Raw genomic sequence first — 24726 nt, forward strand, 5'->3', positions numbered from 1 at the left:
ATCTTTTATATTAATATAAAAGATACATAAGAGGGTGAATGGTATGAGGGATGATGACGCAGACAAGAAGAAGGAAAATACTTATGACTTGTTGCTGAAATTAACTAAAAAAAATGGACCAGGATTTATGATATATGCTGGAAGTGATGAGGAGATTCATAGTCTTTTATTTTCATGGATAGACGTGGCAGAAGGCTTGAAAAAAGAAAATAGGAAGTTAAGAAAGATTCACCTCCAAAATAAAAAAACATATAAAGAAAGAATTGAAAAACTCGAGAGGGAATGTAATGAAGAAAAAGAGAGAGCAGATAGACTAGAAAATGAACTCGAAAGAGTGAAAGGAAAATTGAAAAAAAGAAGTGAAGAGGAAATAGCGTTTTATAATAGAGCGTTAGATTTAGAGGATCAGCTAAATAGAAAAAAGAAAATTCTCGATTTAAAAGAATATGATAGTGATCAAAAAATTGCGAACTCTGCTCAAGTGTATAATAAAAAGATTAGTAATTTAAAAAGTGAGATACTCGTTCAAAAGAAGAAGATTAGGGAGTTAGAAACTATAAAACCATTTTTTCACCAAAAGAAAAGAACGGGGGAAGGGCTGAATCCAGAAGATAAAAAAAATACCCTTGATAGTAAGAGACGTGGTGGCTGTCAATTGACCGATAAGCAAATTGAACGGTTATTGCTTATCTATAAAGAAAAGGAACGTGTTCCGATAACTGAAGCAATAAGCAAGTTAGCAATTACACGCAGAACCTATTACAGAGTGATCAATCTAAATTACAAATACGAAGAAACCAGGGATAGAATTACAAAGATTGCGTTTGATCTCGGTGTAGTTTTACCTGAAAAAGGGAAATAATCTGTGTCGGTGCGTTGGATATATCAAAGTGGATTACTAAGAAAAAGCTACGGAGAAGTGATGAAGTGCGCCCCTTGAGTTAGACCAGAAAATCTAACTTAAGGGGTGGAAATGTCAAGAAAAACTGGACATTAAGTTAAGGGATTTTGTTGGAATGGCAAGACTTTTATGAACAAAAAGATAAGTTAATTTGGGGCCTGCAACATTTTAGTTAACATTCGGTTAGATTACTTATTTTCTTCGCCTCAAATTGTCGAGGAGTCATCATAAATTTTGTATGGATTCTTTTATTTGGATAATAGTCCTCTAAATAATCTTGAATCAACACCTTCATCTCTAGTTTACTTTTATGCTTATTGGGTTCGATTAATTCTCGTTTGATCGATCGATGAAACGATTCGATTACCGCATTGTCAACAGCTCTTGATAGCTAAGAGACCGATATTGGCTACCTCTATCGGAATGAATTACCGCAGGCAATTCTCCTTTATAAATTTTTAATGGATGGATGACAATTTCTTTTTTCATGTTTGAATCCAGCATATAGCAACGTGGAATACGAGTTGCTAAGTCAATGTAGGTGGACAAATAGAGGCGACCGTCATTACAAGGAATGTAAGTAATATCTGTCACCCAAACAGCATCAATTTGGCTCTGTTCAAATTGTCGATTCAATAAATTTTCTTTTACTATTTCTTCGATTGCTTTTCCTCTGCCATAAGAAGGTTGGCGTCGATGAAATCCTTTTGCACATAAATTCATTCCACGCATAAGGACCGCCACAACACGTTTATTAGTCTCTATTCCTTCATCGTAAAGTTGTTGAGCGATTCTTGGAGATCCGTATCGACCTTTGTGTTCGTAGAACACTCGCTTAATATTCTGTTTTAAAAAATCATGGCGGAGTTGAGTCCTATTGGGGCGACGATTCCGCCATAAATAATATCCTTGCCTACTTACATTTAAAATCCTGCACAAAGTTTGAATTGAATATTGTTGATGATGTTTGTGAACAAACTCAAAACGAACTACTTTTTTTGCTTCACAAACGTGTCGAACTTTTTTAGAATTTCATTTTCCTCTGTTAGCCGTTTATTTTTTTGTTCAAGAATGTAGAAATCTGCTTTATCAGGTAATCTTTTTCCTTTTCCAGCAAAAGCATTTTTCCCGTATCGACGATATTCTGAAACCCATCGGGAAATGGTTGGACGAGAGATATTGTATTCTTCAGCGATTCCCTTGGTAGTTACTTTTTTCTCAAGGAGATCCTGTGAAATCTTTAGTTTAAATTCACGATCATATGTTTTTCTCAATAGAGTTCATTCCTTCCGGTAACGTAACAGGTAGTCAAGAAAAGTGTATCATAGCCCGTGTCCTCAGATAGTGATGACTATTTAGAAGCGTTGTATAATGCACGAGGTATCACCTTTACACTGTATGAGCTAAACCAAAAAGATACCGTTAGTGATGATTACGTTAGAAATTATAAGGAAATCAAGCTTTCCAAGGGTTCCGCGTATCTCTTTGAACAATTAGACCCTTTTGAGGAGTTAGAGGCGAGAGTAGAGAGTAGCGAGAAAATTCTTTGAACAGCAAAATAAGTTTGTTGAGCTGAAATGCTATGGCGATATTTCGGAAAAAGAAATCACGAAGGTCCTTGATCAGCTTTCCCTTGTCAATGTGGCAACCGAGGAAGAAGCGACGGAAACGATCGAATACCTGACTCCCGAGGATGAAGCAGAACGGATGGGAACTGTTGACCCAATGATCTTAGACAGCAACAACAAAAAGGAAGTCGTCCAGCTCAATGAAGCGATCCAAACGATGGATATCTACGGTACGCCCGTGCAAGAAATCACTGCAACCAAGGTAACACTTAGCGATACGATCGCTCCGAAATACTTGTCGATCTTAAAGAAGCAAGTGAAAGCAGGAACGTATACTGAACAGGAATTTGGCGAAAAATGGGACAAAAAAGGCACGCTTCAACCGATCACAGCGACAGAATACAGCTATGGTGATGGAAAAAATACCACGAATAAAAAAATCAGAGAAGTGGACATACAACCTAAATACCTAGAAATCGAACTCAAGTCAAGAATATACAGGAAGAAACGATTGATGGTGGACTTATACTTCCGCAGATAGAACAGTTAGCCAAAGAAGGAACGACCATTACGGATTTACCGAAAGAGACGACTCTGGTTCAAAAGGATTCATCAGATTCTTACCGCTATATAGCCGGCTCCGTAAGTCCATTACCGACAACGGTTGGAAAAATCGTTGATGATCTTGTCGTCGAAGCAGACCCAGAGGAACAACCCATTGCTCCCGGCGAAACAGCCACCGTTACTGTTGGCTATATTTTAGCAAGAGAAAACTACAGCAATCTCTTCTTAAACCTGAACGCCTATTCACCAGGAAATCGCTATATTCAGTTAACGCAGTAACCCAAATCTCTCAAAGGCAAAAGGACCACATTTCGAGTCAATAGAAATGTGGTCCTTGTTGATGCTATCGAGTGTTTGGCAAGTGCTCTCGTAATTTGAACCTATTAGTTACACTAAACCTGTAGCGAAATCCCTCGTCAATACTTATGAGTAGCATTCATAAAAAATTCGATTGATTTCCCCCTCAAAAACCTAATTGTTTTCTTTAAAATAGTGCTATTATGGAATGATAACTACCGAAATAGCAAGAAACGAAGAGCGTTTGAATGTAAAAAATGAGGCTATAATTGCCGAATATTTTAGAACAGAGGATGATATCATGGATTATTATTTTGAGAAGGCCTTAGAAATAGATGTTTCTGACATAGTTCAAATAATTGAAGACAGAATTGAGTGGATGAACAAGGAAGAGATCCATCAGTGGAACGAAACCAAATACTTCGACGTATACCCTCAATCCTACTTCTGTAAACTTGTAAAACAAGGGGAACTATTTGTACTCAGATCAAGATCAAAAGGGACAATAGTAGGAGTTGCGGCGCTGTTTACAGAGGACCCAAGATGGGAGAAGGTCAGCAAAGAACCATCCTATTATGTGCATCATCTTGCAACGGCATTAAATAAACCGGGTTTAGGGAAATTGCTATTAAAATTTATTGAAATGAAGGCGGAAAAAGACCATAGGACTGTTCGCTTAGATTGTGCAAAAGATAATTCGTTTTTGAATACTTATTATTCAGAGTTAGGTTACCGTCATGTAGGAACTTGTGTAGATGGACTGTACACAGGAAATCTCAGACAAAAAAGGCTTGGATGAATTAAGGAAAATAAAAAAATCTGTTAGTAGACTTCAAGGTCAACTAACAGATTTTTATTCTTAAAATAGTAAGAGCTTACCCTCACTAAACACCGGTTACATCACAGGGAAGATCAAATTACCGACCGTCTACAGTGCATCTGGTTCATTTGATTCCTTCATTTCGATTGTGTGGGGAAACGCTGGTTCATCGCTTCTACATATTTTCTTTGTTCGATCATGAAATTGACCGCGAAAACCGCACACAATGCGTATAGGAAGATGTTGACTTGTTCAGATAAATGAGGCAGCAAAATGTTTGGAATGATCATGATTAGAAACGAAGCAAATGCCCAGATCCAACGATGAACTCGAACTCCTTTTTTTTCCAACTTGTTTAATGAGAACTGACTGATCGTCAATACCACTAAGAAAAATGCAAATACGATAAACCAATACATAGTTTCGCCATCCTTTCTTCGAAAAACGAGTTATTCAGCAGCACTTGTTTCAACTTGCGCCATTTCGTCTTGAACCATCTTTTTGTCATATGCCTTTACAAATGGATAGTAAATGATTCCCGCAACGAGTAAGTTCACCAGGATCAGTACCACGACGCGCCAATCATTTCCGGCACTCAGAAAGCCACCGATCGGAGCGGGCAGCGTCCACGCTTGATAGGTGCTAAACCCGTTGACAAGACCGAATTTTATGGCGGAATAGGAGATCGTCGTTAATACTAACGGTACTAGATTGAAGGGGATGAACATGTACGGATTCAGAATCATTGGTGCACCGAACATCATCGGCTCATTGATATTAAAAATCCCGGGAATCAAGGTGAAGCGTCCGACTTCTTTTAAAAATTTTGACCGACAAATGAACAGGAACAACACAGCAACTACGATCGTTGCACCTGCTCCGCCAATGGTCACTGTCCATTGGTAAAATTGTTCCGGTGCGATATAAGGCAGCTCTGTCGCAGGTGTTCCTGAGGCAAGAGCTTTTGCATTATCATCTAGCATTACTAGCCAAATTGGACGGATGACCGACCCGACAATACTCATCCCGTGTATCCCGAATGACCACAATAAATGGATGAAGAACATTGGCAGTAAAGCACCGAACAGGTTATTTCCTAGCAAACCAGTGATTGGTTTGAACATGGCCATCAGTGCAGAATTCACATCGAATCCGATGATATCGCGAATGATCCATAACGTGATCAGCACAACGGCTCCGGGGATCAACGCTTCAAAAGAACGTGCGACTGCCGGTGGTACTTGTTCAGGCATCTTGATCGTGATTTTTTTATTGGTGAAGAAACGGTACACTTCAACAGAGAAAATCATTGCTAAAATACCAGAGAACATGCCGGAAGCACCTAATGATGCCATTGGCAAAACGAATCCTAACGGTGCATCTGCTGGCGTGGTCACATTCACAGGCATCTGTAACATGAAGAAGGCACCCAAGGACAACACTCCACCGGTTGTCGGGTCAAGCTTGTAGGATTTCGCAAGGTCAGATCCCATGATAAAGGTCGCGTAGATAGCCATTAATCCCATCGTCATGCGGAAGGGCAGAGCGATGGTTTCACTATAAGGGGCCAATAAATCTGCGATTGGTTTATAAGGAATATTTACAAAAATTAGAAAGAAGCTGCCGATCAAAATGAGAGACAACGTCGACACGACCCCATTACGTATTGCTAATAGGTGTCGTTGTGTCCCTAATTTAGACATTGGCGGCACAAGTTTTTCTTCAATGATCTTCATGAATCTATCCATGGTAAGTCTCCTTTTTCATTTTAATGTATTTATTTTTCCTGTCAGAAAAATAAGTTTGCTTTTCAAGCCGTATACCATCCAACTAGGAGGGTTCCTGTTTGTCTGCTTGAAAAAGATTGGGATCGTTCTAACTGATAAACTGTTAAAAGTTGGACTGGCATCCTTTTTTGCAACTCTGTATTCTTTATTTTTTATAGAAATTTTTCTTATAGTTTTTCACTAGTTTTGACGATTGCTCTAATTTGGAAATACTGGTTTCATAATATCGACTGACATAATCGTAAAAAATAATATCAATAGCCATAAACTGTAACATCAGCGAATCTGTTGCAGCGATCTTCCCTGGTAACTCGATCGGTTGACTCGTGTGAATGTCAATGTCCCCGAGTTCAGAGATTGTGCTGCTGCCTTTTTTGGTCATCGTAATGGTCGCAACATTCTGTTCTTTCGCAATCTTCAGCGCATGTACCGCTTCTGGCGTTTCGCCTGAATTCGATATGACCCACAAGAGATCGTCCTTGTTTGCATTTGCCACTATTGGAAGGATGTCGTTTAGATTATTAAACGTGCTGACGATCGTTCCAATGCTTCCCCACTTTTGGGCGATATCTTGAGCGACTAAATTCGATGCGCCTACGCCAAAAACCAATAAACGCGTCGTCCGAGCAACTAATTGGCTTAGTTGACTGATTTGCGCATCTTCCAGTTCTTCTACGGTTTCAGCTAATGAACTTTGAACGTTTAGTAATAATCGCTCTTTGATTGAATGGATTGCCTCATTTTTTCGTACTTCTGGTTGTATTTTTTGACTTAATTCCCCGCTGCTTAAATCCGCGGATAATTCAATTTTAAGTTGCGGGAATCCATATACCTTCAATCGTTTACACAAACGAATGACTGCCGCACTGCTTGAATTGGCCGCTGTCGCCACTTGTTGCGCGGTCATTTTCAACACTTCTTCTGGTTGATCCAGAATGAATTGCGCGATTTTTAACTCGGATTTTGAAAAAGCATCTTTTTGTTCTTGAATTTTAGCAAAAATCGGCATTCTTGTTCCTCCCATGCTCTCTTACCGTAATCTATTGACCTCCTTCTCTTCATCTTTCTTCTCATTCCCCGTTTTAGAAATTCGATTTCATTTCTTCAATGTTATTGAAATAAAATTTCATTTCAGATATAATGTAAACGTATTCTTATTCCATGTCAAGTTTTTTGGAGGAAAAATTTATGCAGTATAAAATTGGAATTGATAGTGGCGGAACGCACATTACCGCTCAAGCATATACATCAAATAAAGAATTGATCGCCGAGACAACAGCCGGACCTGGAAACAGCTTCGTTGATACTAACCAGACAAAGAGAAATATTTTGGCTGCTTTAGATAAACTCTTTGAAGAATTACCAGTTAACAAGTGCGAATTGATCTTAGCTGGTGTTGCGGGTAGTCAAAGCGCTGGAAATCAGAAAGAACTTGCTGAATATATTGAAAAAAAAGTACAGCGACCAACTATCGTGCTTTCCGATGCTGAACTCGCACTGTTGAAAGGTCTGCAAGGGTCTAATGGACTATTGGTTATTGCGGGGACAGGCTCGATCGTTTTGGGTCGCTTTAATCAGACACCTTATCGTGCGGGCGGCTGGGGACAGTTATTAGGGGATCAAGGGAGTGCCTATGATCTAGTACGGCAGGCGTTTAAAGGGATGTTGAAAGAGGCGGACCGAGGACAGGTGGGGGAATTGACGGCATTGATTTTACCGATTATCGGTGTGAAGGATATTTTTGAAGCTGTGCATTTGTTCAATCGTCTTTCCCGCAACGAACTGGCTGCTTATGGAAAAAAGTTTGCCGAACACGGTGATCAAAACGAAGCATTCCAAGCAATAATGAAAAAATCTGGAGAGCAGTTAGCAGAACAAGCTTTAGATATATTAGATCGGGCGGGGTCAATAGGAAGTCAAAGCAAGATCGCTATCAGTGGCTCAGTTTTGACACACAATCTAGTTGTTCAAAAAAGTTTTGAACACACAATTAAACAACACTATCCTGAAGTAACCATTATTCCTTTAACAGGAAGTAATGCTTCAGGGGTACTTTATTATGAAGGAGTAGAGCAATCATGACATTCAGACAATTAGGACTCTCGATTTATCCCGACCACAGCGATTTTACAAAGGACAAGCAGTACTTAGAGCTTGGAAAAAAATACGGCTATTCCCGTCTCTTTATGAGTATGCTCGAGGCTGAGGATATTCCTGCAACTAAAGAGAAATTCACTAAAATCGTTGCCGTTGCAAAAGATTTAGGCTATCTGACGATCATCGATATTTCGCCCCGTATTTTTGAAAAATTGAAAATCAGTTATCAGGATCTACGCTTTTTTGCAGAATTAGGTGTCGATGGGATTCGCTTGGATCAAGGATTTGATGGCAATACCGAAGCACTGATCAGTTACAATCCTTATGGGCTGATCATTGAATTGAATATGAGTAATGATGTGGCGTATCTTGAGAATATTTTGAGTTATCAAGCCAATAAACCTTATTTATTCGGTTGTCACAATTTTTACCCGCAAGTGGGCACTGGATTAACTGAGGAATTTTTCTTGGAATGCAGCGAACGCTTTAAAAAGAATGGGATTCATACGGCCGCTTTCGTCGCAAGTCAGCATGGGGAGCAGGGGCCTTGGAATGTCAATGATGGCTTGCCTACCTTAGAAAGTGACCGCTATCTGCCCATCGACGTACAAGCAAAAAAATTATTTGCGACCGGCTTGATCGATGATGTCATTATCGGAAATGCATACGCAACGGAAGAGGAATTGAAAGCCTTGGCAGATGTCGACCGTTATCAACTTCAACTGAAGGTGGATTTTTTAGAAACTACGACTGAGCTAGAATGGAAAATCGCTTGTGAGATGCAGCATTTCCGTCGTGGGGACACCAACGCTTTGGTCGCCCGGTCTACGCAATCACGTGTTATTTATAAGGGAGAGGCGAATCCTCCTCACGACGCCGATGGAGAATTTCAATTTGGAGATGTCGTGATCGGCAATGATCGTTTTGGTATCTATAAAAATGAACTACAGATTGTTCTGAACCCGCATAAAGATGACCGCAAAAATAAAATTGGACGGATTGCAGAGAAGGAACTGGCACTCCTTAACTACTTGAAACCTTGGACCAAATTTAAATTTAGCTGATTGGTTCTTGAAGGAAGCCATTAAATGATACGAGCTATTTAGGATGCCGTTTTTCTCGCCGTAAGAGACTGGAGAGGAGGCGTTTCCGCGATTTTGGCGGGGAATCCTTCGTTGGATAAGCTGAAATCGCCGCTCTCGTCGCTTCTGTCGGGCTAGTTTTAACGGAAGCCGCAGGTGATGCGGACAAAGTTTCACTGGATGATTGCTGAGGCAAGGGAGCAGTTGGCAAAGTGACAGTAGGAAATTCGGGCTGATTCTCGTGATTTACCGCAAACGCAGGCACTTCCACAGCCTCCACGCGTTTACTCGCAGCACAGCACGTCGTTTCTGTCGGTTCCTCCGCTTCCTCCGAAGAATCCGTCGTTCGGTCAAAAATCTCGTGTTCGATCGTCGTCACGATCTTCGCAGTGACGACGGAATCAAAAAACTTCACGCCGTCCCGTTCAAAAATATCTAAGCTCGTCAATAATTCGCAGGCTTCTTTGATGGTCTCCGCAGGCAAAGCGGTATCTATTCCTTTGTAAGTCCAATTGTGTTGTTTGCCGTGTTCGTTGGTAAATGTTGCGACTAATTTGTGGTTCATCTCTTCGCTTCCTTTCTTTATTAGGTCGGGGTAGGGGCAGTATATACGTTCATCAAGGTTCGTTCGTTTCATCAGGACGGATAGTCGAGATAAGGGAACGAACTAACGTCACCGCCTTCTCGCCAAAATTCCGCAGCGGAAATACCCGCAGCTTCAAGCTTCGCCATTCCGGTGCCATAAAATAGTCCTAGAAATAATAGAAGAATCGTTTCATCGTTCGCGTCGCTTTCGTTGTCAAAAAAAGCTCACGAATAAGATTCCGCAGAATATGCTTGAATTCCTGTGCGCCCAACGTGCAGCGAACACGCAGCGCTAATGCGTACTGGATCGTCAAACTGCTGTTTTGCGTTTTGTAATAGTGCTCCGAGATTCGCTTCTCAAGATTCTTCGGCGTCATGGAAAAAAGCTGGCGGTGTGTCAAAAGTGTCTCAGTCATCGTATCGTCTCCTTTGGTTTCATATCAATTGATGAATCAACCATACGCCACAAATCGGAAAAACGTCAAAACCGCCAATTTTGCATATCGCCCTCAAATTTGCACGAAAAACCGTCTTCGATTTTTACGAAAAGCTGAGATATCAACCTTCTTGAAAAAAAGACCGCCCAAAACCCTGCAAATTTGAGCCCCAAATGTAATTTTGGCGAATTCCTCGATTTTCTATTTTTTCTCTTTAAGAGGAGGGTGTTACTTTTCGACCGAACATTTTGTATCTAGTCAATCAGCTTATGACCAAGTAATTAATTTTTTGAGAACTCCGCCGTAAGATAGGTGTCGCTAGGTAAAGTTTTAAGTACGACAGTTTATGGTAATCTAGTGGAGAAGTTAAAAAGGGTTCAATTGTTTTAAGAACCTTTATATAAAAAATGCGGCTAATGATTGAAAAGTAACGAATCTGATATTTAATCAAAAAAACTCAAGAAAGTAAGAATTCATACAGAAATTGACAAAATATTTTTTATCATGCTATTATGTGCTTATGGATTGTTACCGCTTTACGTGGGCTAGACCTAAACTTTATCTTGAAGGGTAACCATATGTACATTGCAAAAGTAATCAACAATAATATTGTCATTTCTGAAAATGCTGATCAACAAGAAATTGTTGTGATGGGAAAAGGCCTAGGTTTTAAGAAGAAGGCTGGTGACATTATTGATGAAGCGAAGATAGAAAAAGTCTATCTCAGCACTAAAGAGTGGAACGTCAATAAATTAACCCAGTTACTTGCTTCTATCCCAATCGAGTATATTCAAGTGGCAAATGAAATCATCAGCTTCGCGAGAGCATCATTAGGCAAACGGTTGAGTGATAATCTAAACCTAACTTTGACCGATCATATTAATTTTGCAATTGAACGTTACGAACAAGGCATGGAAACTAAAAATGGCCTGCTTTGGGAAATCAAACGTTTTTATAATCATGAATTTTTGATTGGAAAAGAAGCGCTTAATATTATTCAACAACGCTTAGGGATCAAATTTTCTGAAGATGAAGCTGGTTTTATTGCTTTTCATATCGTTAATGCTGAATTAGATATGAATCAGATGAACCAAGTTTCTGAGATGACCAAAATCATTCAAAATGTCTTGAATATCATTAAGTATCACTTCAAAATAGACTTAGATGAATATTCGCTGAATTATGAGCGTTTTATTACGCACTTAAAATTTTTTGTACAGCGCTTGTTCAATGGCACGAAGTTGGATGACAGTGGTACAGCAAGTTTCATGTTTGGCTTGAAGGAACGCTTTCCCAAGGAATATGCTTGTTCGCTAAAAATTAGTGAATATGTGAGTAAAGAATTCGGCCGACCATTGGAAGAAGATGAATTGATTTATTTAACTATCCACATAAAAAGAATAACTACCGAATAGGATTGTTACTGATAATGCAGGCTATACCTGAATGTTCTGAAAAGGGACATTTAGGTATTTTTTTATGCTCAAATTGAAATATTGCAGATACGTAGTTTAAAAAATAGGAGGAAAACCATGAATTACCAAGACTTAGCTACAATAATCGTCGAAAATATCGGAGGAAAAGAAAATATCAAATCACTTACCCATTGCGCAACTCGTCTGCGTTTTGTGTTGAAAGATGATAAAAAGCCTTCAGAAAAAGTTTTAAAAAATACGACTGGAATTATGGGAGTTGTCAATAAAGGTGGACAGTACCAAGTAATTATTGGCAGTGATGTGGGAAATGTCTACAAGGAAATTAATCAAGCGTTTCATTTGTCTGAAGATTCAAGTGAGACAGAAGAAAAAGATGATCGCAGTAAAATTGCAAAAGTGATCGATACTATCACAGGTATTTTTACACCGATTCTGCCAGCAATTACGGCAGCTGGGATGTTAAAAGCAGTCTTATCGCTTCTTGTAGTCTTTAATGTATTGTCAATAGAAGGACAAAGTTATCAGATTTTAAACTTTATGGCAGATGCAGCCTTTTATTTCTTGCCTGTTTTATTGGCGGCTTCTTCAGCCATTAAATTTAAAACCAATATGTATTTAGCAATCATGGTCGGGGGGATTTTATTACACCCAAATTTTGTCAACATGGTGACTACTGCAACGGAAACGGGTGGCTCAATTAGTTTGTTTGGCCTGCCAATTACGGCAGTGAGTTATTCATCATCCGTTATCCCGATTATTTTAGCAGTTTGGTTTATGTCTTATGTGGAACCCATTGCTGATCGTGTATCACCAAAAGTAATTAAATTTTTCAGTAAACCTTTGATTACTATTTTCGTAGTAGGAATCGTCACATTAGTTGCCTTAGGTCCTTTAGGTTATTTGATTTCTTCAGGGATTTCTGCAGCAATCACTGCATTAGAATCCGTGAGTCCTTGGATTGTACCATTGCTAATTGGGACTTTGACACCACTGTTTGTTGCTACAGGAACTCATTATGGTTTAGTTCCGATTGGAATTAATAATCGAATGACTACAGGTTTTGACACGGTTATTTATCCGGGAATGTTGGCATCAAACGTCAGCCAAGGGGCAGCAGCAATTGGCGTGGGTGTGAAATCAAAAGATTCTGCCATCAAACAGTTAGCATTTTCAGCTGGTTTAACTGGACTTTTTGGAATTACTGAACCGGCTTTATATGGGGTCAATTTGAGATTCAAAACACCTTTGTATGCGGCTATGATTGGCGGCGGCGTCGGCGGTCTATTCATGGGAATCATGCGAGTTCGCAACTTTTCAGGTGGTTCGCCAGGTTTATTAACTTTACCAAGTTATATCGGTGACAATACTTTGCGCTATTTTATTAGTGCTTGTATTGGAGCTGGGATTAGTATTGTCATTACATTTATTGCCACTTTGATTTTGTATCGGGACACCGTAGAAGTGGAAGAAGAAACAAAAGAATTAGAGCAAGAATTGGCTAAAGATAAAACAGTTAATATCAATGGCGCACAAATTGTGGCACCAATTAAAGGGCAATTAAAGTCATTGAAAATGGTTGATGATGGCATGTTTTCTGAAGAAATTTTAGGTCAAGGGGTAGCGATTCAACCAGAAGAAGGAAAAGTCGTTTCGCCAGTTGATGGAGTAGTGTCTGCTTTGTTTGATTCAAAGCACGCCATTGGTATCACTAGTGATGATGGGTTAGAAATCTTGATTCATGTTGGGATTGATACGGTTCAATTAAACGGAGAAGGCTATGAATATCATGTTGAAAAGGGTCAAAAAATTACCGTTGGCGATGAATTAATCACGTTTGATTTAGATAGAATTCAAGAAAAGGGCTATAAAGTCATTACACCAGTTGTTATTACGAATTCTCAAGAAGTTGGCGACATTCTTACAGCTAATGAAGGTGCCATTGATTTTGGTGCACAAGTCATTCGGATTATGAGCTAAAAATTAGACGAAGGAAACTAGGAGGAAGTTCATGAGTTTTAGAAAAGATTTTTTATGGGGTGGCGCTACCGCAGCCAATCAATGTGAGGGTGGTTACAATGAGGGGCAGCGAGGCTTAGCGAATGTCGATGTGATCCCTACTGGAGCTGATCGTCGCAAGGTGATCACCGGTCAAAGAAAAATGTTAGACTTTGAAGATGGCTATTTTTATCCAGCAAAAGAGGCCATCGACATGTACCATCACTATAAAGAAGACATTGCGTTATTTGGCGAAATGGGTTTTAAAACCTATCGTTTATCGATTGGTTGGACGCGGATTTTTCCTAACGGTGATGAAGAACAGCCAAATGAAGAGGGGCTTAAATTTTATGAGGACTTATTTAAAGAGTGTCATAAATATGGGATCGAGCCACTAGTAACGATCACTCATTTTGATTGTCCTATTCACTTGATCAAGGAGTACGGTGGCTGGCGAAATCGTAAAATGATTGATTTTTATGAAAAATTGGTACGAGTATTATTTGATCGTTATAAGGGGTTAGTAAAATATTGGTTGACTTTCAATGAAATCAATATGATTTTACATGCACCGTTCTTAGGAGCCGGTTTAGTTTTTGAAGAAGGCGAAAATCAAGAGCAAGTAAAGTATCAAGCAGCCCACCATGAGTTAGTAGCCAGTGCACTAGCTACGAAAATTGCCCATGAAGTGGATCCAGAAAATCAAGTAGGCTGTATGTTAGCTGCTGGTAGTTACTATCCGTATAGTTGCAACCCTAAAGATGTCTGGGAATCGGTGAAAGGAAATCGCGGCAATTACTTCTTGATCGATGTGCAGTCGAGGGGTGCTTACCCGCCATATGCCCTAAAAGAATTAGAACATAAGGGTGTAGTTATCGAAATGGAAGCCGGGGATTCAGATATATTGAAAGACAATACAGTGGATTTTATTTCTTTTTCTTATTATGCTTCTCGAGTAGCTGCGGATGAGAATTCTGGGGTTGAAAAAACAGCAGGGAATCTTTTTCCAACTATTAAAAATCCATATTTGGAAACGTCAGAGTGGGGCTGGCAAATTGATCCTCTAGGTTTACGAATTACAATGAATGACTTGTTTGATCGCTATCAAAAGCCATTATTTATCGTGGAGAATGGGTTAGGTGCTGTCGATGAAGTGATGGATGATGGTACCATTAACGATGATTATCGAATCTCTTATTTGAAAGCCCATCTTCAGGCAATGAAAAATGCTGTTGAAGAAGATGGTGTCGACCTGATGGGTTACACTTCTTGGGGCTGTATCGATTTAGTATCAGCAGGCACAGGCGAAATGAAAAAACGCTATGGTTTCATTTATGTTGATCGAGATAATGAAGGCAAGGGCACGTTGAAACGTAGTCGTAAAAAATCTTTCGAGTGGTACAAGCAAGTCATCGCTTCCAACGGTGAAAACTTAGATTAAGCGATGATGTCAGCCAAGAGATAAAATTGTCAAAAGTAGTTACTAAAAAAATATTAGTATTTTTAATAACGAGATGTAGAAAATAGCTGAGACAATTATTATGAAGGGGAAAAACCGCTCATAATAATTGTCTCATTTAGTGATTTTGAGAAAGATTTGACCTAGGGAAGAGTATATACAGTACGTTGCTTTCCCACCAGCAAATCATCAGGAATAAAAATTAGGAGAAATTATAAATGAGTCATTTTCAGAGTTTATTTTTGTTTAACAAAAGTAAGGATACTTTTTTTCGCCCGTTAGGCTCGGGATTGTCAATTGCCATTCCGATACTGCTTTCCTTTTTTCTAAAGGACATTCAAGTTGCTTCATTAGGTGTAATGGGGTCATTTGCGTATTTGTCCTTTCAAAGGAGATCCGTTTTATATAATGTTCAAGCAATTTGTGTGCATGGAATTCTATTATTTCTTTCTTTTTCATTAGGGCTGTATGCGGCCTCTATTTCTTGGGCAATTCCTCTCATTATCAGTGTTATTTCTTTTACAGCATTTATACTAACGAAAATGTATCAAATCCCTAAACCCAGTTATTCTTTCATCATTATGCTATTTGCTACAGGAATTACGTTACCTGAGACACATCATGTAGTGCAAACCAGCTATTATTTACTTTTTGGAATTGTTGGAGCCATTATCTCTGGTCTTTTGGTTTGTTTCATCGAGAGGCTACCGTTAAAGACGAGTGTTAACCCCCACGAGAGACTGAGTTTCAAAGATAAATATTATGTGACTATTTATGAGTTTCCAGATTTGTTTATTAAAGCCATCAATTTTTCGACGATTCTTTTTTTAACGGCCTATATTTCATATTTATTAAGAGATTATAGTGGTCAATGGATACTAATATCTGCCTCTTCCGTACTTGCTGGAGAATATACACAGAAAATAAAAGAACGCTCACTCCACCGAATTATTGGGACAATCCTTGGACTAATGGTCGGGTTTTTATTGATTGCTCTTGATTTTCCAAACTTTGTCAATCTTATATTATTGATTCCTTTAAACATTGGTGTTGAGTACTTCATGTCACGTAATTACGCTGTTGCCAATGTATTCATTAATCCGCAAGTCCTTCTTTTAGTCAGTTTAGTATCAACGACAGACAAATATAATTTTGTTTATTATCGTTTTATCAGCTTAATTATAGGGGTTAGCCTGACAATTGTCTTAGTCCTCATTTTCGACTACAGCTTGAAAATCTTTAGAAGGGATTATTAAGAACGATTGACTACGAAAAGGAACTTTAGTAACTATCAAAGGGAGTGGACATAGTATAGAAAGCTTTTCAAAAATATTTATTACTTATAGATAACTCATGCGAATAGTTTAATAGATAAATCCAGTCTTTGAGGAAACACTCTAAAAGCGGATGCCCAATTGCTTCAGCCATGATAGGAGACTTGGGATAACCAATTTTACATAATTGATACTTTGTATGACCTCTAAGGAATGGATGTTTTATTATTTTTAGCTTTCGTTTCAACTTAAAGAAGAGTAGCTGCAAATCAGAGTCCATGCTCAATATAAGAGAGTGGGATCTGATTTTTTTGTTTTCTAATTTCGCACAAAATTAACTGAATTGATTTTTCACCACTAGCTTTCCTGTTGATAGTTCTACGTAAAATGAGCATTAACGTTGACAAGTGTAAACGTTAATTATAAATTAAATGAAACAGATTACAGTTGTAAACGAAAAAAGAAAAAAACTAGACAGATAAGGGAGAAAATAGATGGTAAAAATAGCAGTGGTCGGGGGTCACGGCCAGGTCGGGCAAGGAATCGTCAGGGAATTAACGAGTCAAGGACATTCTGTTGTTTTGATGGGAAGAAATGTACAGAAGATGGAGGCATTCGCAGAACTTTTTTCACCTGTTTTAGAGCAGCGTGAAGTAGACCTGACCATAGCGGTCAGTCCTGAAGCACTAGCAGATCTTGATATGGTAATTGTTTGTTTGGATCAAACAGACACGCGATTTATCGAACAGTGCCAACAATTAGGCATTGATTATTTAGATATCAGTGCAAATAGTGATTTTTTGAAGAAAGTTGATTCACTGCCTACTCCTAAAAAAAGCACGTGAGTCCTTGGGGTAGGTTTGGCACCCGGCATTACCAATTTGGCCGCCGCTGCTTATGTTCAAAGAGAACCGGTAGCTCAAACGATAGTAATTGATGTCCTTTTAGGAATAGGCGATCGACATGGGGAAGCAGCAGTAAAATGGACCTTTGAGCAGTTGAAACGTACGTATGTACATCCTCAGTGGTCACCAACAACTGAAAACTTTGTCTATGGTCGAAAGACGGATTTCGGACCGTCGCTTGGGACACGCCGCAGTGCCAATTTTGATTTTGCCGATCAGCATATGCTTTTTGCGGCAGATCCTTCGCGCAAGTACGCAACATTTCTTGGTTTCGATCAAAATTGGTTGACGGCATTGTTACAAATAATAAAAAAAGCGGGACTAGCAAAGCTTTTTAAAAATCCAAGGGTATTAAAGAGCCTCGTATGGTTTATGCAGCGGGGAATGGTCGGGGATCGTTCATTCGTTGTAAAAGTATCCAATGGGCACGTTGAAGATCCTAAAAAGATCGTTCTTTTCGGGGAAGAAGAAGCAAAAATGACGGCAGAAATCGCGGTATTTGCGGTGAATAAACTTCTACAAGGAACCTTACCCAATGGGCATTATCACTTAACGGACGTAACGACTTTGTCAGAAATACTGGCGCAGCTGCCCCGGTTGTCGATTCCAGCATAAATTAAAAAGAGCGGATGTGTTATACATTCGCTTTTTTCGGTTTTTCATTCTGATCCAATGACGACTCAGGTTGCTATAAAATTTCACGATATACCCGTTCAACATTCTTATGGAAAATCTGTTCACGCGCACTAGAAGAAACGCCTGCTGCACGTAACCCATCATCAAGTTTTTCAATCGATCGGACATCGGGCAACTGAGGATTTTCTTCAATACCATCAAAATCGGTCCCTATTCCTACGCATTCAATGCCACCAACTTTGATAAAATGTTCGATATGATGAACGATTCCTTCCACAAGGGACTGAGGGTTATCTGGTGATTGAATAAAGGATTCAAAAAAGTTTATGCCAATAACACCACCCCGAAGAGCGATGCCAGCGATCAATTCATCTGGTAAATTACGCGGATGATTGTGTATTGACCGTGCATTCGAATGACTGGCTACAAAAGGTTTCTTGGTGTATGTCAAAACATCCCGAACTAATTGGTCTGATCCGTGGGAGACATCGATGATCATTCCAAGTTCCTCCATGCGTTGTACAATGGCGATCCCTTGTTTTGTTAGTCCTTTTTGTTCAGAATCTAGTTTTTGTTGTTCATTGTCCCAGTAAATCGAATTAGGGAAGCCAATCTCATTCTTAAAATTCCAAGTGAGAGTTAACATTCGTACGCCCAAATCATAGAATTCCTGTAATCGATCTAATCGACCAGCAAGTGGCGCCCCCTCTTCCATAGTCAAAAGAGCACTTAAACGCTTCGCAGCGAGATTTTCTTCATAGTCTTCAATAGTAGAAATCGGTTGAATCAAATCGGTATTTCTTTTCATTTCGGTGTAATAACAAGCAATCATCTCTCGACACACACGATAAGGATCGTCTACTTCATCTAAAGGAACAAACATCGCAAAGTTCTGCAATTTCGTTGGACTTTCCTTCATACGGAGCAGATCAATTTGAAAGTTATTTTCTCTTAGGTTAGTTCCTGAGGATTGGTATATTTTCATGATCGTATCACAATGCATATCAATGACGTTCATTTTTTCTCCTTAATGAAAAAGCCTCCTATAATAGTTGCCTTTTCTCCGTTTATTTTTATTCATTTGAAGCAGGGATCATTTGCAGCTGCAATGACAGTATATTGAAAAGATGATAACAAGTATACGGAATCAGAGTCAATAGAAGAGCTGCTATTTACTGGAGGTTTTTAGCCATAAACGTTTTTATTCCAATACAAGAGCAGTGCAGTGCGTAGTTTATTTAAGCTTTTGATGTTTCGCAAATTTGTATTATCACTGAAGGGAGAGTCTGCGTACTTCTTGCTGTAAAAATGAGCAAACTAGCTAAAAGATATTGAGCATGATGCGTAGAATATAACCGAAGGCTCATCACTTTATTTTGTTCAGATGAACCAACCAGTCCGTCGAGCAACAGTGTAATTTTAAGGATTTTAAATATGACACTAACCAACCGTTAATGCTTTGTATCATGTGTTTTTGCTATCATATGATAACAAAATACTAATCATGGAAGGTTGCTTTTATGTTACTTTTTTTCATTCGCTTAACTCCTTATTTTTTCGGTGTTCTATTACTCGTGTATTTTTTTAAATTGATTATTCCTCAAGGAAAGATTCGCAGCTTGAACTCAGAGCAAGAACTGAGATTGAGAGAGAAGTACCCAGAAATGACGGAGAGTGACTTAAAAGCTCGTCGTTCTGAGATCAGTAGTTATTTATCTCACTACCTAATGAAAGGCTTCAAAAGATATATTTGGCTGAGTGCAGCGATTGGGGCGATTGTATTTTTGATAGCTGCGTTTGTCTTTTTGTTTATGATGGAGGGCTAAATTTTTGGTGTGTTGTACGCATTTGTGTTCTATTCAGCAGCGCTTTGTTATAAGTGTTATCCAAGCTACAAAGAACAAGCCGTTTTCTGGAAGGATTATTTAGAAAAAAATCCAGAAAATCCATTAAAAATCGATCCAGCTCCCGAAGATCCTCAGACGATTATGAAGTCGCAAGCCAAATTGCCAAAGTATGCATTTGCCGTCGCAAACTGTGCCATTTGTCTGACGCTTGCACTGAAAATAATCTCGGACGGCTACATTTTTTTCTAATGAAAGGTAGAGATAAGACGACAGTAGACTAAAATTTCAGATCATAGGTAGTGAAAAAAATCTACCTTCCGAAGTGCGGTACGTTTATCAAAAAAAGTGAGCTTTTTCTTTTGGTATAAACAAAGAACATAGGCAGGGAAATCTGATCATTGATCAAGATTTCTCTACCTTGTTTCTCTAAAAACCATTTGGATTTTTCGGATGTTATTCTTATTTTCAATTTTACGAAGAAGCTCATTGTTTGTTCAGTTTAGGTAGGGTAATAAGCTTTGAAAGAGCAGGGCGCTAGAGGCGGCACCTGGATCAATGTGTCCAATTGAACGTTCGCCCAAGTAAGAAGCCCGGCCTTTTTTTGCCTGCATATCTTTGGTTTGTCCTTTGGCGGCTTCGATATTGTTTTTGGACAGATCAGAATGTTTTAACTGTTCTACGACAGGCTGCCAAACATCTACCATCGTCTTATCGCCCGCCACTGCTTTGCCGCGTGCTTGAATCCCTGATAGTCCAGTCTCAAAAAGGTCTCCTAATTGCTTTTCGCTAGTAATTTCTGTGAGATCTTTTGAGGCTTTGGTTAGGTTCATAAAAGCGGAGCCATATAGTGGGCCAGAAGCACCGCCGACTTTTGAGATCAGCGCCATCGAAAGCACCTTGAAGGTCTCGGTGATCGTTTGTGGTTGTTTTGCTTCAAAGGCCTTTTGATATTCGCTCATCCCGCGATTCATATTGTTTCCGTGGTCGCCATCGCCGATTGGTGTGTCCAATTCGCTAAGGTAATCTTTGTTTTTCTCGATGGCTTCAGTATAATCTGACAACCATGCTTGAATTTCTTTTACTGTTACTAACATTTTGCTTACTCCTTTAGCTGTGTTTTTTTACCAAGAGATTGTTGTGACGGAGCTGTTCAAAGCCTTTTGCCAGTTTTCATCAGCCAAGTCGATGAACGTCAACGATATTCCTTGCATGTCAATCGAGGTCATGTAGTTTCCGACCTTGCGGAAAGCAACGTTGATTTTTTCTGCGTTCAGCAGATTCAAGACATCATGGATGAAGACGAATTGTTCCATCAAGGGTGTTCCGCCCATCCCATTGACCAAAATACCAAGTTTCTTTGGGCGTTGATCGTAGGTAGCGAGCAATTTGCTGACAAGTTCTTTCGCAAGTTCCTTTGAGGGTTGGAGTTTTTCGCGACGGTAACCGGGTTCACCATGAATGCCGACACCAAATTCGATCTCGTCATCCTCTAATGAAAACCCTGGTTTGCCAACTTCAGGTACTGTTGCTGCTTTTAATGCAACACCAATCGTCTTCGTCGCGGCAACGATGCGATCGCCCATTTCTTTCAATTCCGTCAAACTGGCACCGTTTTTTGCGGCGTTACCGAGTATTTTATGCACTAAAATGGTGCCGGCAACGCCACGTTTACCAGCCGTATAGGTACTATCTTCGACTGCGATGTCATCATCAACGACGACGATCTCGGTAGGAATATCGCTCATTTCGGCTAAATCTTTTGCCATTTCAAAGTTCAAAATATCGCCAGTGTAATTTTTGACGATCAATAGGACACCTTGCCCTTGGTCTGCTTCTTTAATCGCAATCTCAATCTGATCGGGGGTAGGAGAAGTGAAGACATCCCCTAAAACAGCCGCACTCAACATGCCATCGCCAACGAATCCTGCATGAGCGGGTTCATGGCCGCTTCCACCGCCAGAGACGAGACCGACTTGTTTAGCGGGCGCATTTTTCGCTACGACACGAGAATCCTCCACGCGGTGAACCAGACTAGGGTAGCTATTGACGATGCCGATCAACATTTCTTCGATAATCTCTTTTGGCTCATTGATGATTTTTTTCATATTATTCCCAACCTTTCCCAGGGGCATTTTTTGCTTCTATTAAAATATGCTCGATGTCGTCAGAGACGCTTGCAGTGATCCCGGCGGCGAAGGCACCTTCGACTAAAGGTGCATCGACGAGGATATATTTTGACTGTTGCTCGTCTTCTAACATATCGAAGGCCAATTCCGCACTTAAAACAGCACTGCCCAGATCAGAAAAAACGAAAAAGGTATCCACTTCAGCCGCTTCATTGACAGTATCAACGATCTTAGCTGGATCACTGCCCAGCTCACCTTCCGAGGTTCCGCCTAAAGAGAAGATTTGAAGGGATTCGCTTTGAGCCATTTGTTCGATCATTTCCTTAATTCCGTCCGTGATTTTTAGGCTATGAGAAACCAATAGAATTGCTTTTTTCATAAAACTACTCCTTTATACATAAAATCCTCCATATACATGATGGTGGTTTCACTAAAAAGCAAAACCACCATCATGAAAAGTAAGGGGCGTTTCTGGTGGTTATTGATGAAGATCCTTGTACGCTTGACCAATCCGATCAGCCACAATGATCGAATTAGCAACTTCTTCTTCCACGATCGGGAATGGCATAGAATGAATCGATTCTTCAGGGATCGAAGCAATTTTTGCGACTTTTAAAGCTTCTTCAAAGGTGATTGATTCTACCCCAAGATCCGCCAAAGTCAGCGGCAAGCCAACCGCGCTCATGAAGTCCATTACGGCGTTGACTTCGGCTGTTTCAGCATCTTCCAAGACCAATTGAGCCAATGTCGCAAAGGCAACTTTTTCTCCGTGAAGGTAATGATGCGTTCCAGCAAGGACAGTCATCCCATTATGAATGGCATGAGCTGCGGCAAGGCCACCACTTTCAAACCCTAAACCAGAAAGTAAAATATTCGTTTCCACGATCTTATTCAATGATTCTGTTACGAGATTTGCGTCACAAGCGATTTTGGCATTTAGGCCATCTTCTTGCAAATGTTCCCAGCAAAGTTTTGCCATAGCAAGTGCGGCATACGTTCCACTGGCGGATGGAGTCAAGCCTTCGCGTGAACCCATTGGTAAGCTGGCATTTACTTGGGAATAAGAATTATGGGTCGCACGTGCTTCAAAATAAGTGGATAAGGCGTCGCCCATCCCTGCCACAAGGAAACGAGTAGGGGCCTGTGCGATGACTTTCGTATCAACTAAGACGACGCTAGGACTTTGTTTGAAATAGGCATAATCATCAAAAGAGCCATCTGCATAGTAAAGAACAGCCGAATGGGAAGTTGGTGCGTCTTGCGCTGCGATCGTAGGGACGATGATCAAGTGTTCACCTTCAGCGACAACCTTTGATGCATCGATCGCTTTTCCTCCGCCTAGACCGATAATGCAGTCGGTTTGTTTTTCTTCAGCGACCGCTTGCAGGCGTTTGGTTTCTTCACGGGTAACCTCACCGCTGAATCCGCCTTCAATAAATGAGATCCCAAATTTTTCTGCTGTCGCCTCAAGCTGTGGGCGAATCCGATCTACATCGTCAGGATTGGCGATTAATAAGGCGGACTTGCCAAAGGTGGTAACAAAATACCCTAAGTTTAGTAATTCATCTTCTCCTTGAACATACTTCGTTGGTAAAATTAGTGCTTTTCTCATGTGTGGTGCCTCCTTGTTTTTATTTACATGATTATCATAAAGCGTTATCATCAAATAATCATTGAACTTTGTTACCGCTTTCTTTCATAATAAGATTGAATTATTTTATGAAATGGGACTATTTTGTATTTAATTGAAAAAGCTTTATAATGCATTCGAGGGGTGATCCTGTGGGAAAGACACAGTTTGATATTGAAGAAGTTTTAGATTTGGATAAATGGGAAGTCGTCGAGGAAAGCATTGCATCAGCGACACATTTAGCTATTATTTTAGTTGATTATCGCGGAAAACCCATTACTAAGCATAGTCAGGTCCAGCCGTTTTGCCAGTTCGTTCGCCAGCATCCACCGCTTTCATCGTACTGCGAAAAATGCGACTCGCGCGGCGGACTAGAGGCAGTTCGAACTGGCCAGCCATTTATTTATCGCTGTCATTTCGATATTGTTGATATGGCGATTCCAATCATGATCGACAACCGTTACGTGGGAGCGATTATGGCAGGAGAGATTTTGCTGGAAGAAGGCCAAGAAGACTTAGAACAAGTGTTGCAACTGGAAGATCAAGCATTTTTGAAAGCGTTTAAAAATGAACATCAAGCGTTAATTAGTCAGTACCCACGCTTTAGTAAAGAGAATTTGAAAAAATCGGCGGAAATGCTAGAAAAAATCAGTGAATACATCGTCACTGAAGCAATCAAAAAGGATTACTTGATCAAAGCGTACAAGCAAACCTTGCGTATTTCCAAGCGGAAAGAGCCGCTAAACGAGGAATTGTTAGACCTAGAATTTATTCAAAAAGATATCCAGCACTCAAAACTGGAAAATCGATTGCAAGAGGAGAACGGCATTTATTTAGCGAGAAACCAAATCTTGCAGCCTGCGATTGATCTTGTATTCGAAAATAAAGAACAGCATGTTGATCTCAACACTTTAGCTGCGATAACAAATATTTCGCCAAGCTATCTGAGTCGTTTATTGAAAGAGGAATTCGGGGAACCATTCAGTAAAATCTATGGGAAGCTCAAAGTACATTGGGCACAACAACTGCTCGAAACCACTGACTGGTCGATCACGGAAATCAGTGATGCCTTGGGTTTTGTGGAACCTAGTTATTTTGTCCGCACCTTCAAAAAAATTTCGGGAATGACCCCACTGACTTATCGAAAGGAGAAATTACGCAGGCAATAGCAATACAAAGGACCTCCGTTGGTAACCGCTATCCTGCTTCAGGAAAAGAACGTACTGGAAAATAATTTTTTCTAAAAGAAGCATAAATGCTTGTCCACTCTTCATAAAATA

At 39.9% G+C, this 24726-nt stretch carries 25 protein-coding genes and 2 pseudogenes; 14 read left to right on the plus strand and 13 right to left on the minus strand.

The annotated features are described in order from the left end of the window. Positions 1-43: 43 nt before the first annotated feature. On the plus strand, positions 44-862 hold the full coding sequence (locus I592_RS15070) for a hypothetical protein (protein WP_010778833.1): 819 nt from the start codon (positions 44-46) through the stop codon (positions 860-862). A 211-nt stretch (positions 863-1073) separates the two neighbouring features. Here the strand turns inward: I592_RS15070 and I592_RS22295 are convergent, their stop codons facing one another. The 3 genes and pseudogenes from I592_RS22295 to I592_RS15080 all read right to left on the minus strand — a co-directional run bounded on the left by I592_RS22295 (position 1074) and on the right by I592_RS15080 (position 2175). Further along, positions 1074-1265, minus strand: a complete 192-nt coding sequence (locus I592_RS22295; protein WP_099046865.1) for an IS3 family transposase — start codon at positions 1263-1265, stop codon at positions 1074-1076. After that, a pseudogene (locus I592_RS21290) lies at positions 1265-1867 on the minus strand (IS3 family transposase); the annotation flags it as partial. The pseudogene I592_RS21290 and the gene I592_RS22295, both read right to left, overlap by 1 nt. Before the next feature lie 23 nt (positions 1868-1890). Further along, entirely contained in the window at positions 1891-2175 is a 285-nt protein-coding gene (locus I592_RS15080) for a transposase (protein ID WP_010778831.1), read from the minus strand. A gap of 367 nt (positions 2176-2542) precedes the next feature. Here I592_RS15080 and I592_RS15090 point away from each other — a divergent pair, with 367 nt between their 5' ends. Next, positions 2543-3010 (plus strand): hypothetical protein, encoded by a 468-nt coding sequence (locus I592_RS15090; protein ID WP_010778830.1) that lies wholly within the window; start codon positions 2543-2545, stop codon positions 3008-3010. A 528-nt stretch (positions 3011-3538) separates the two neighbouring features. Continuing rightward, positions 3539-4129: a GNAT family N-acetyltransferase gene (locus I592_RS15095; protein ID WP_049944368.1), complete on the plus strand. Its 591-nt coding sequence runs from the start codon at positions 3539-3541 to the stop codon at positions 4127-4129. Between the two features lie 158 nt (positions 4130-4287). Here I592_RS15095 and I592_RS15100 read toward each other — a convergent pair whose 3' ends face one another. The 3 genes from I592_RS15100 to I592_RS15115 all read right to left on the minus strand — a co-directional run bounded on the left by I592_RS15100 (position 4288) and on the right by I592_RS15115 (position 6946). Then, positions 4288-4569: a hypothetical protein gene (locus tag I592_RS15100; protein ID WP_010778828.1), complete on the minus strand. Its 282-nt coding sequence runs from the start codon at positions 4567-4569 to the stop codon at positions 4288-4290. A gap of 30 nt (positions 4570-4599) precedes the next feature. After that, entirely contained in the window at positions 4600-5898 is a 1299-nt protein-coding gene (locus I592_RS15105; protein WP_010778827.1) for a PTS sugar transporter subunit IIC, read from the minus strand. A gap of 184 nt (positions 5899-6082) precedes the next feature. Continuing rightward, complete coding sequence (locus I592_RS15115) at positions 6083-6946, minus strand: MurR/RpiR family transcriptional regulator (RefSeq protein WP_010778826.1); 864 nt, start codon at positions 6944-6946, stop codon at positions 6083-6085. A gap of 179 nt (positions 6947-7125) precedes the next feature. On the opposite strand from I592_RS15115, the gene I592_RS15120 reads away from it, so the two are divergent. Both I592_RS15120 and I592_RS15125 read left to right on the plus strand, forming a co-directional pair. Further along, complete coding sequence (locus I592_RS15120) at positions 7126-8019, plus strand: BadF/BadG/BcrA/BcrD ATPase family protein (protein WP_010778825.1); 894 nt, start codon at positions 7126-7128, stop codon at positions 8017-8019. Then, positions 8016-9098 carry a DUF871 domain-containing protein gene (locus I592_RS15125; protein ID WP_010778824.1) on the plus strand — a complete coding sequence of 361 codons (1083 nt, stop codon included), beginning with the start codon at positions 8016-8018 and terminating at the stop codon, positions 9096-9098. Before I592_RS15120 ends, I592_RS15125 begins: the two co-directional genes overlap by 4 nt. Positions 9099-9132: 34 nt before the next feature. Here I592_RS15125 and I592_RS21060 read toward each other — a convergent pair whose 3' ends face one another. Further along, a complete protein-coding gene (locus I592_RS21060) occupies positions 9133-9681 on the minus strand; it encodes a DUF2922 family protein (RefSeq protein ID WP_010778823.1) in 549 nt (182 codons plus the stop codon). A 52-nt stretch (positions 9682-9733) separates the two neighbouring features. Further along, a pseudogene (locus I592_RS15135) lies at positions 9734-10117 on the minus strand (hypothetical protein). Positions 10118-10716: 599 nt separating this feature from the next. Between I592_RS15135 and licT the strand changes: the two are divergent. From licT to I592_RS22025, 6 genes are all read left to right on the plus strand, one after another. After that, a complete protein-coding gene (licT, locus tag I592_RS15140) occupies positions 10717-11553 on the plus strand; it encodes a BglG family transcription antiterminator LicT (RefSeq protein ID WP_044926647.1) in 837 nt (278 codons plus the stop codon). Between the two features lie 117 nt (positions 11554-11670). Further along, positions 11671-13551: a beta-glucoside-specific PTS transporter subunit IIABC gene (locus I592_RS15145; protein WP_010778819.1), complete on the plus strand. Its 1881-nt coding sequence runs from the start codon at positions 11671-11673 to the stop codon at positions 13549-13551. 31 nt (positions 13552-13582) lie between these two features. Continuing rightward, positions 13583-15010, plus strand: a complete 1428-nt coding sequence (locus I592_RS15150; protein ID WP_010778818.1) for a 6-phospho-beta-glucosidase — start codon at positions 13583-13585, stop codon at positions 15008-15010. 236 nt (positions 15011-15246) lie between these two features. Continuing rightward, entirely contained in the window at positions 15247-16284 is a 1038-nt protein-coding gene (locus I592_RS15155; RefSeq protein WP_010778817.1) for an FUSC family protein, read from the plus strand. 512 nt (positions 16285-16796) lie between these two features. Then, positions 16797-17147 (plus strand): NAD(P)-binding domain-containing protein, encoded by a 351-nt coding sequence (locus tag I592_RS22020; RefSeq protein WP_010778816.1) that lies wholly within the window; start codon positions 16797-16799, stop codon positions 17145-17147. A 15-nt stretch (positions 17148-17162) separates the two neighbouring features. Then, positions 17163-17822, plus strand: a complete 660-nt coding sequence (locus tag I592_RS22025) for a hypothetical protein (RefSeq protein ID WP_010778815.1) — start codon at positions 17163-17165, stop codon at positions 17820-17822. Positions 17823-17895: 73 nt separating this feature from the next. Here the strand turns inward: I592_RS22025 and I592_RS15165 are convergent, their stop codons facing one another. Then, positions 17896-18861, minus strand: coding sequence for a dipeptidase (locus tag I592_RS15165; protein WP_010778814.1), 966 nt, complete (start codon positions 18859-18861; stop codon positions 17896-17898). A gap of 502 nt (positions 18862-19363) precedes the next feature. Between I592_RS15165 and I592_RS15170 the strand changes: the two genes are divergently transcribed. Together I592_RS15170 and I592_RS15175 are read left to right on the plus strand one after the other, a co-directional pair. Beyond that, positions 19364-19669, plus strand: a complete 306-nt coding sequence (locus I592_RS15170; RefSeq protein ID WP_010778813.1) for a hypothetical protein — start codon at positions 19364-19366, stop codon at positions 19667-19669. Positions 19670-19678: 9 nt separating this feature from the next. Next, a complete protein-coding gene (locus tag I592_RS15175) occupies positions 19679-19939 on the plus strand; it encodes a hypothetical protein (protein WP_010778812.1) in 261 nt (86 codons plus the stop codon). Between the two features lie 245 nt (positions 19940-20184). Here I592_RS15175 and dhaL read toward each other — a convergent pair whose 3' ends face one another. From dhaL to I592_RS15195, 4 genes are all read right to left on the minus strand, one after another. After that, positions 20185-20784 (minus strand): dihydroxyacetone kinase subunit DhaL, encoded by a 600-nt coding sequence (gene dhaL, locus I592_RS15180; RefSeq protein WP_010778811.1) that lies wholly within the window; start codon positions 20782-20784, stop codon positions 20185-20187. Positions 20785-20811: 27 nt separating this feature from the next. After that, complete coding sequence (gene dhaK / locus I592_RS15185; protein WP_010778810.1) at positions 20812-21795, minus strand: dihydroxyacetone kinase subunit DhaK; 984 nt, start codon at positions 21793-21795, stop codon at positions 20812-20814. Position 21796: 1 nt separating this feature from the next. Further along, positions 21797-22195, minus strand: coding sequence for a dihydroxyacetone kinase phosphoryl donor subunit DhaM (gene dhaM / locus I592_RS15190; RefSeq protein ID WP_010778809.1), 399 nt, complete (start codon positions 22193-22195; stop codon positions 21797-21799). 99 nt (positions 22196-22294) lie between these two features. Further along, a complete protein-coding gene (locus I592_RS15195; RefSeq protein WP_010778808.1) occupies positions 22295-23428 on the minus strand; it encodes a glycerol dehydrogenase in 1134 nt (377 codons plus the stop codon). Between the two features lie 149 nt (positions 23429-23577). On the opposite strand from I592_RS15195, the gene I592_RS15200 reads away from it, so the two are divergent. Continuing rightward, positions 23578-24615 (plus strand): PocR ligand-binding domain-containing protein, encoded by a 1038-nt coding sequence (locus tag I592_RS15200; protein ID WP_044926648.1) that lies wholly within the window; start codon positions 23578-23580, stop codon positions 24613-24615. The last annotated feature ends 111 nt before the right edge of the window (positions 24616-24726 follow it).

This window comes from Enterococcus gilvus ATCC BAA-350 (assembly GCF_000407545.1).
In the GTDB taxonomy this organism is placed as follows: domain Bacteria; phylum Bacillota; class Bacilli; order Lactobacillales; family Enterococcaceae; genus Enterococcus_A; species Enterococcus_A gilvus.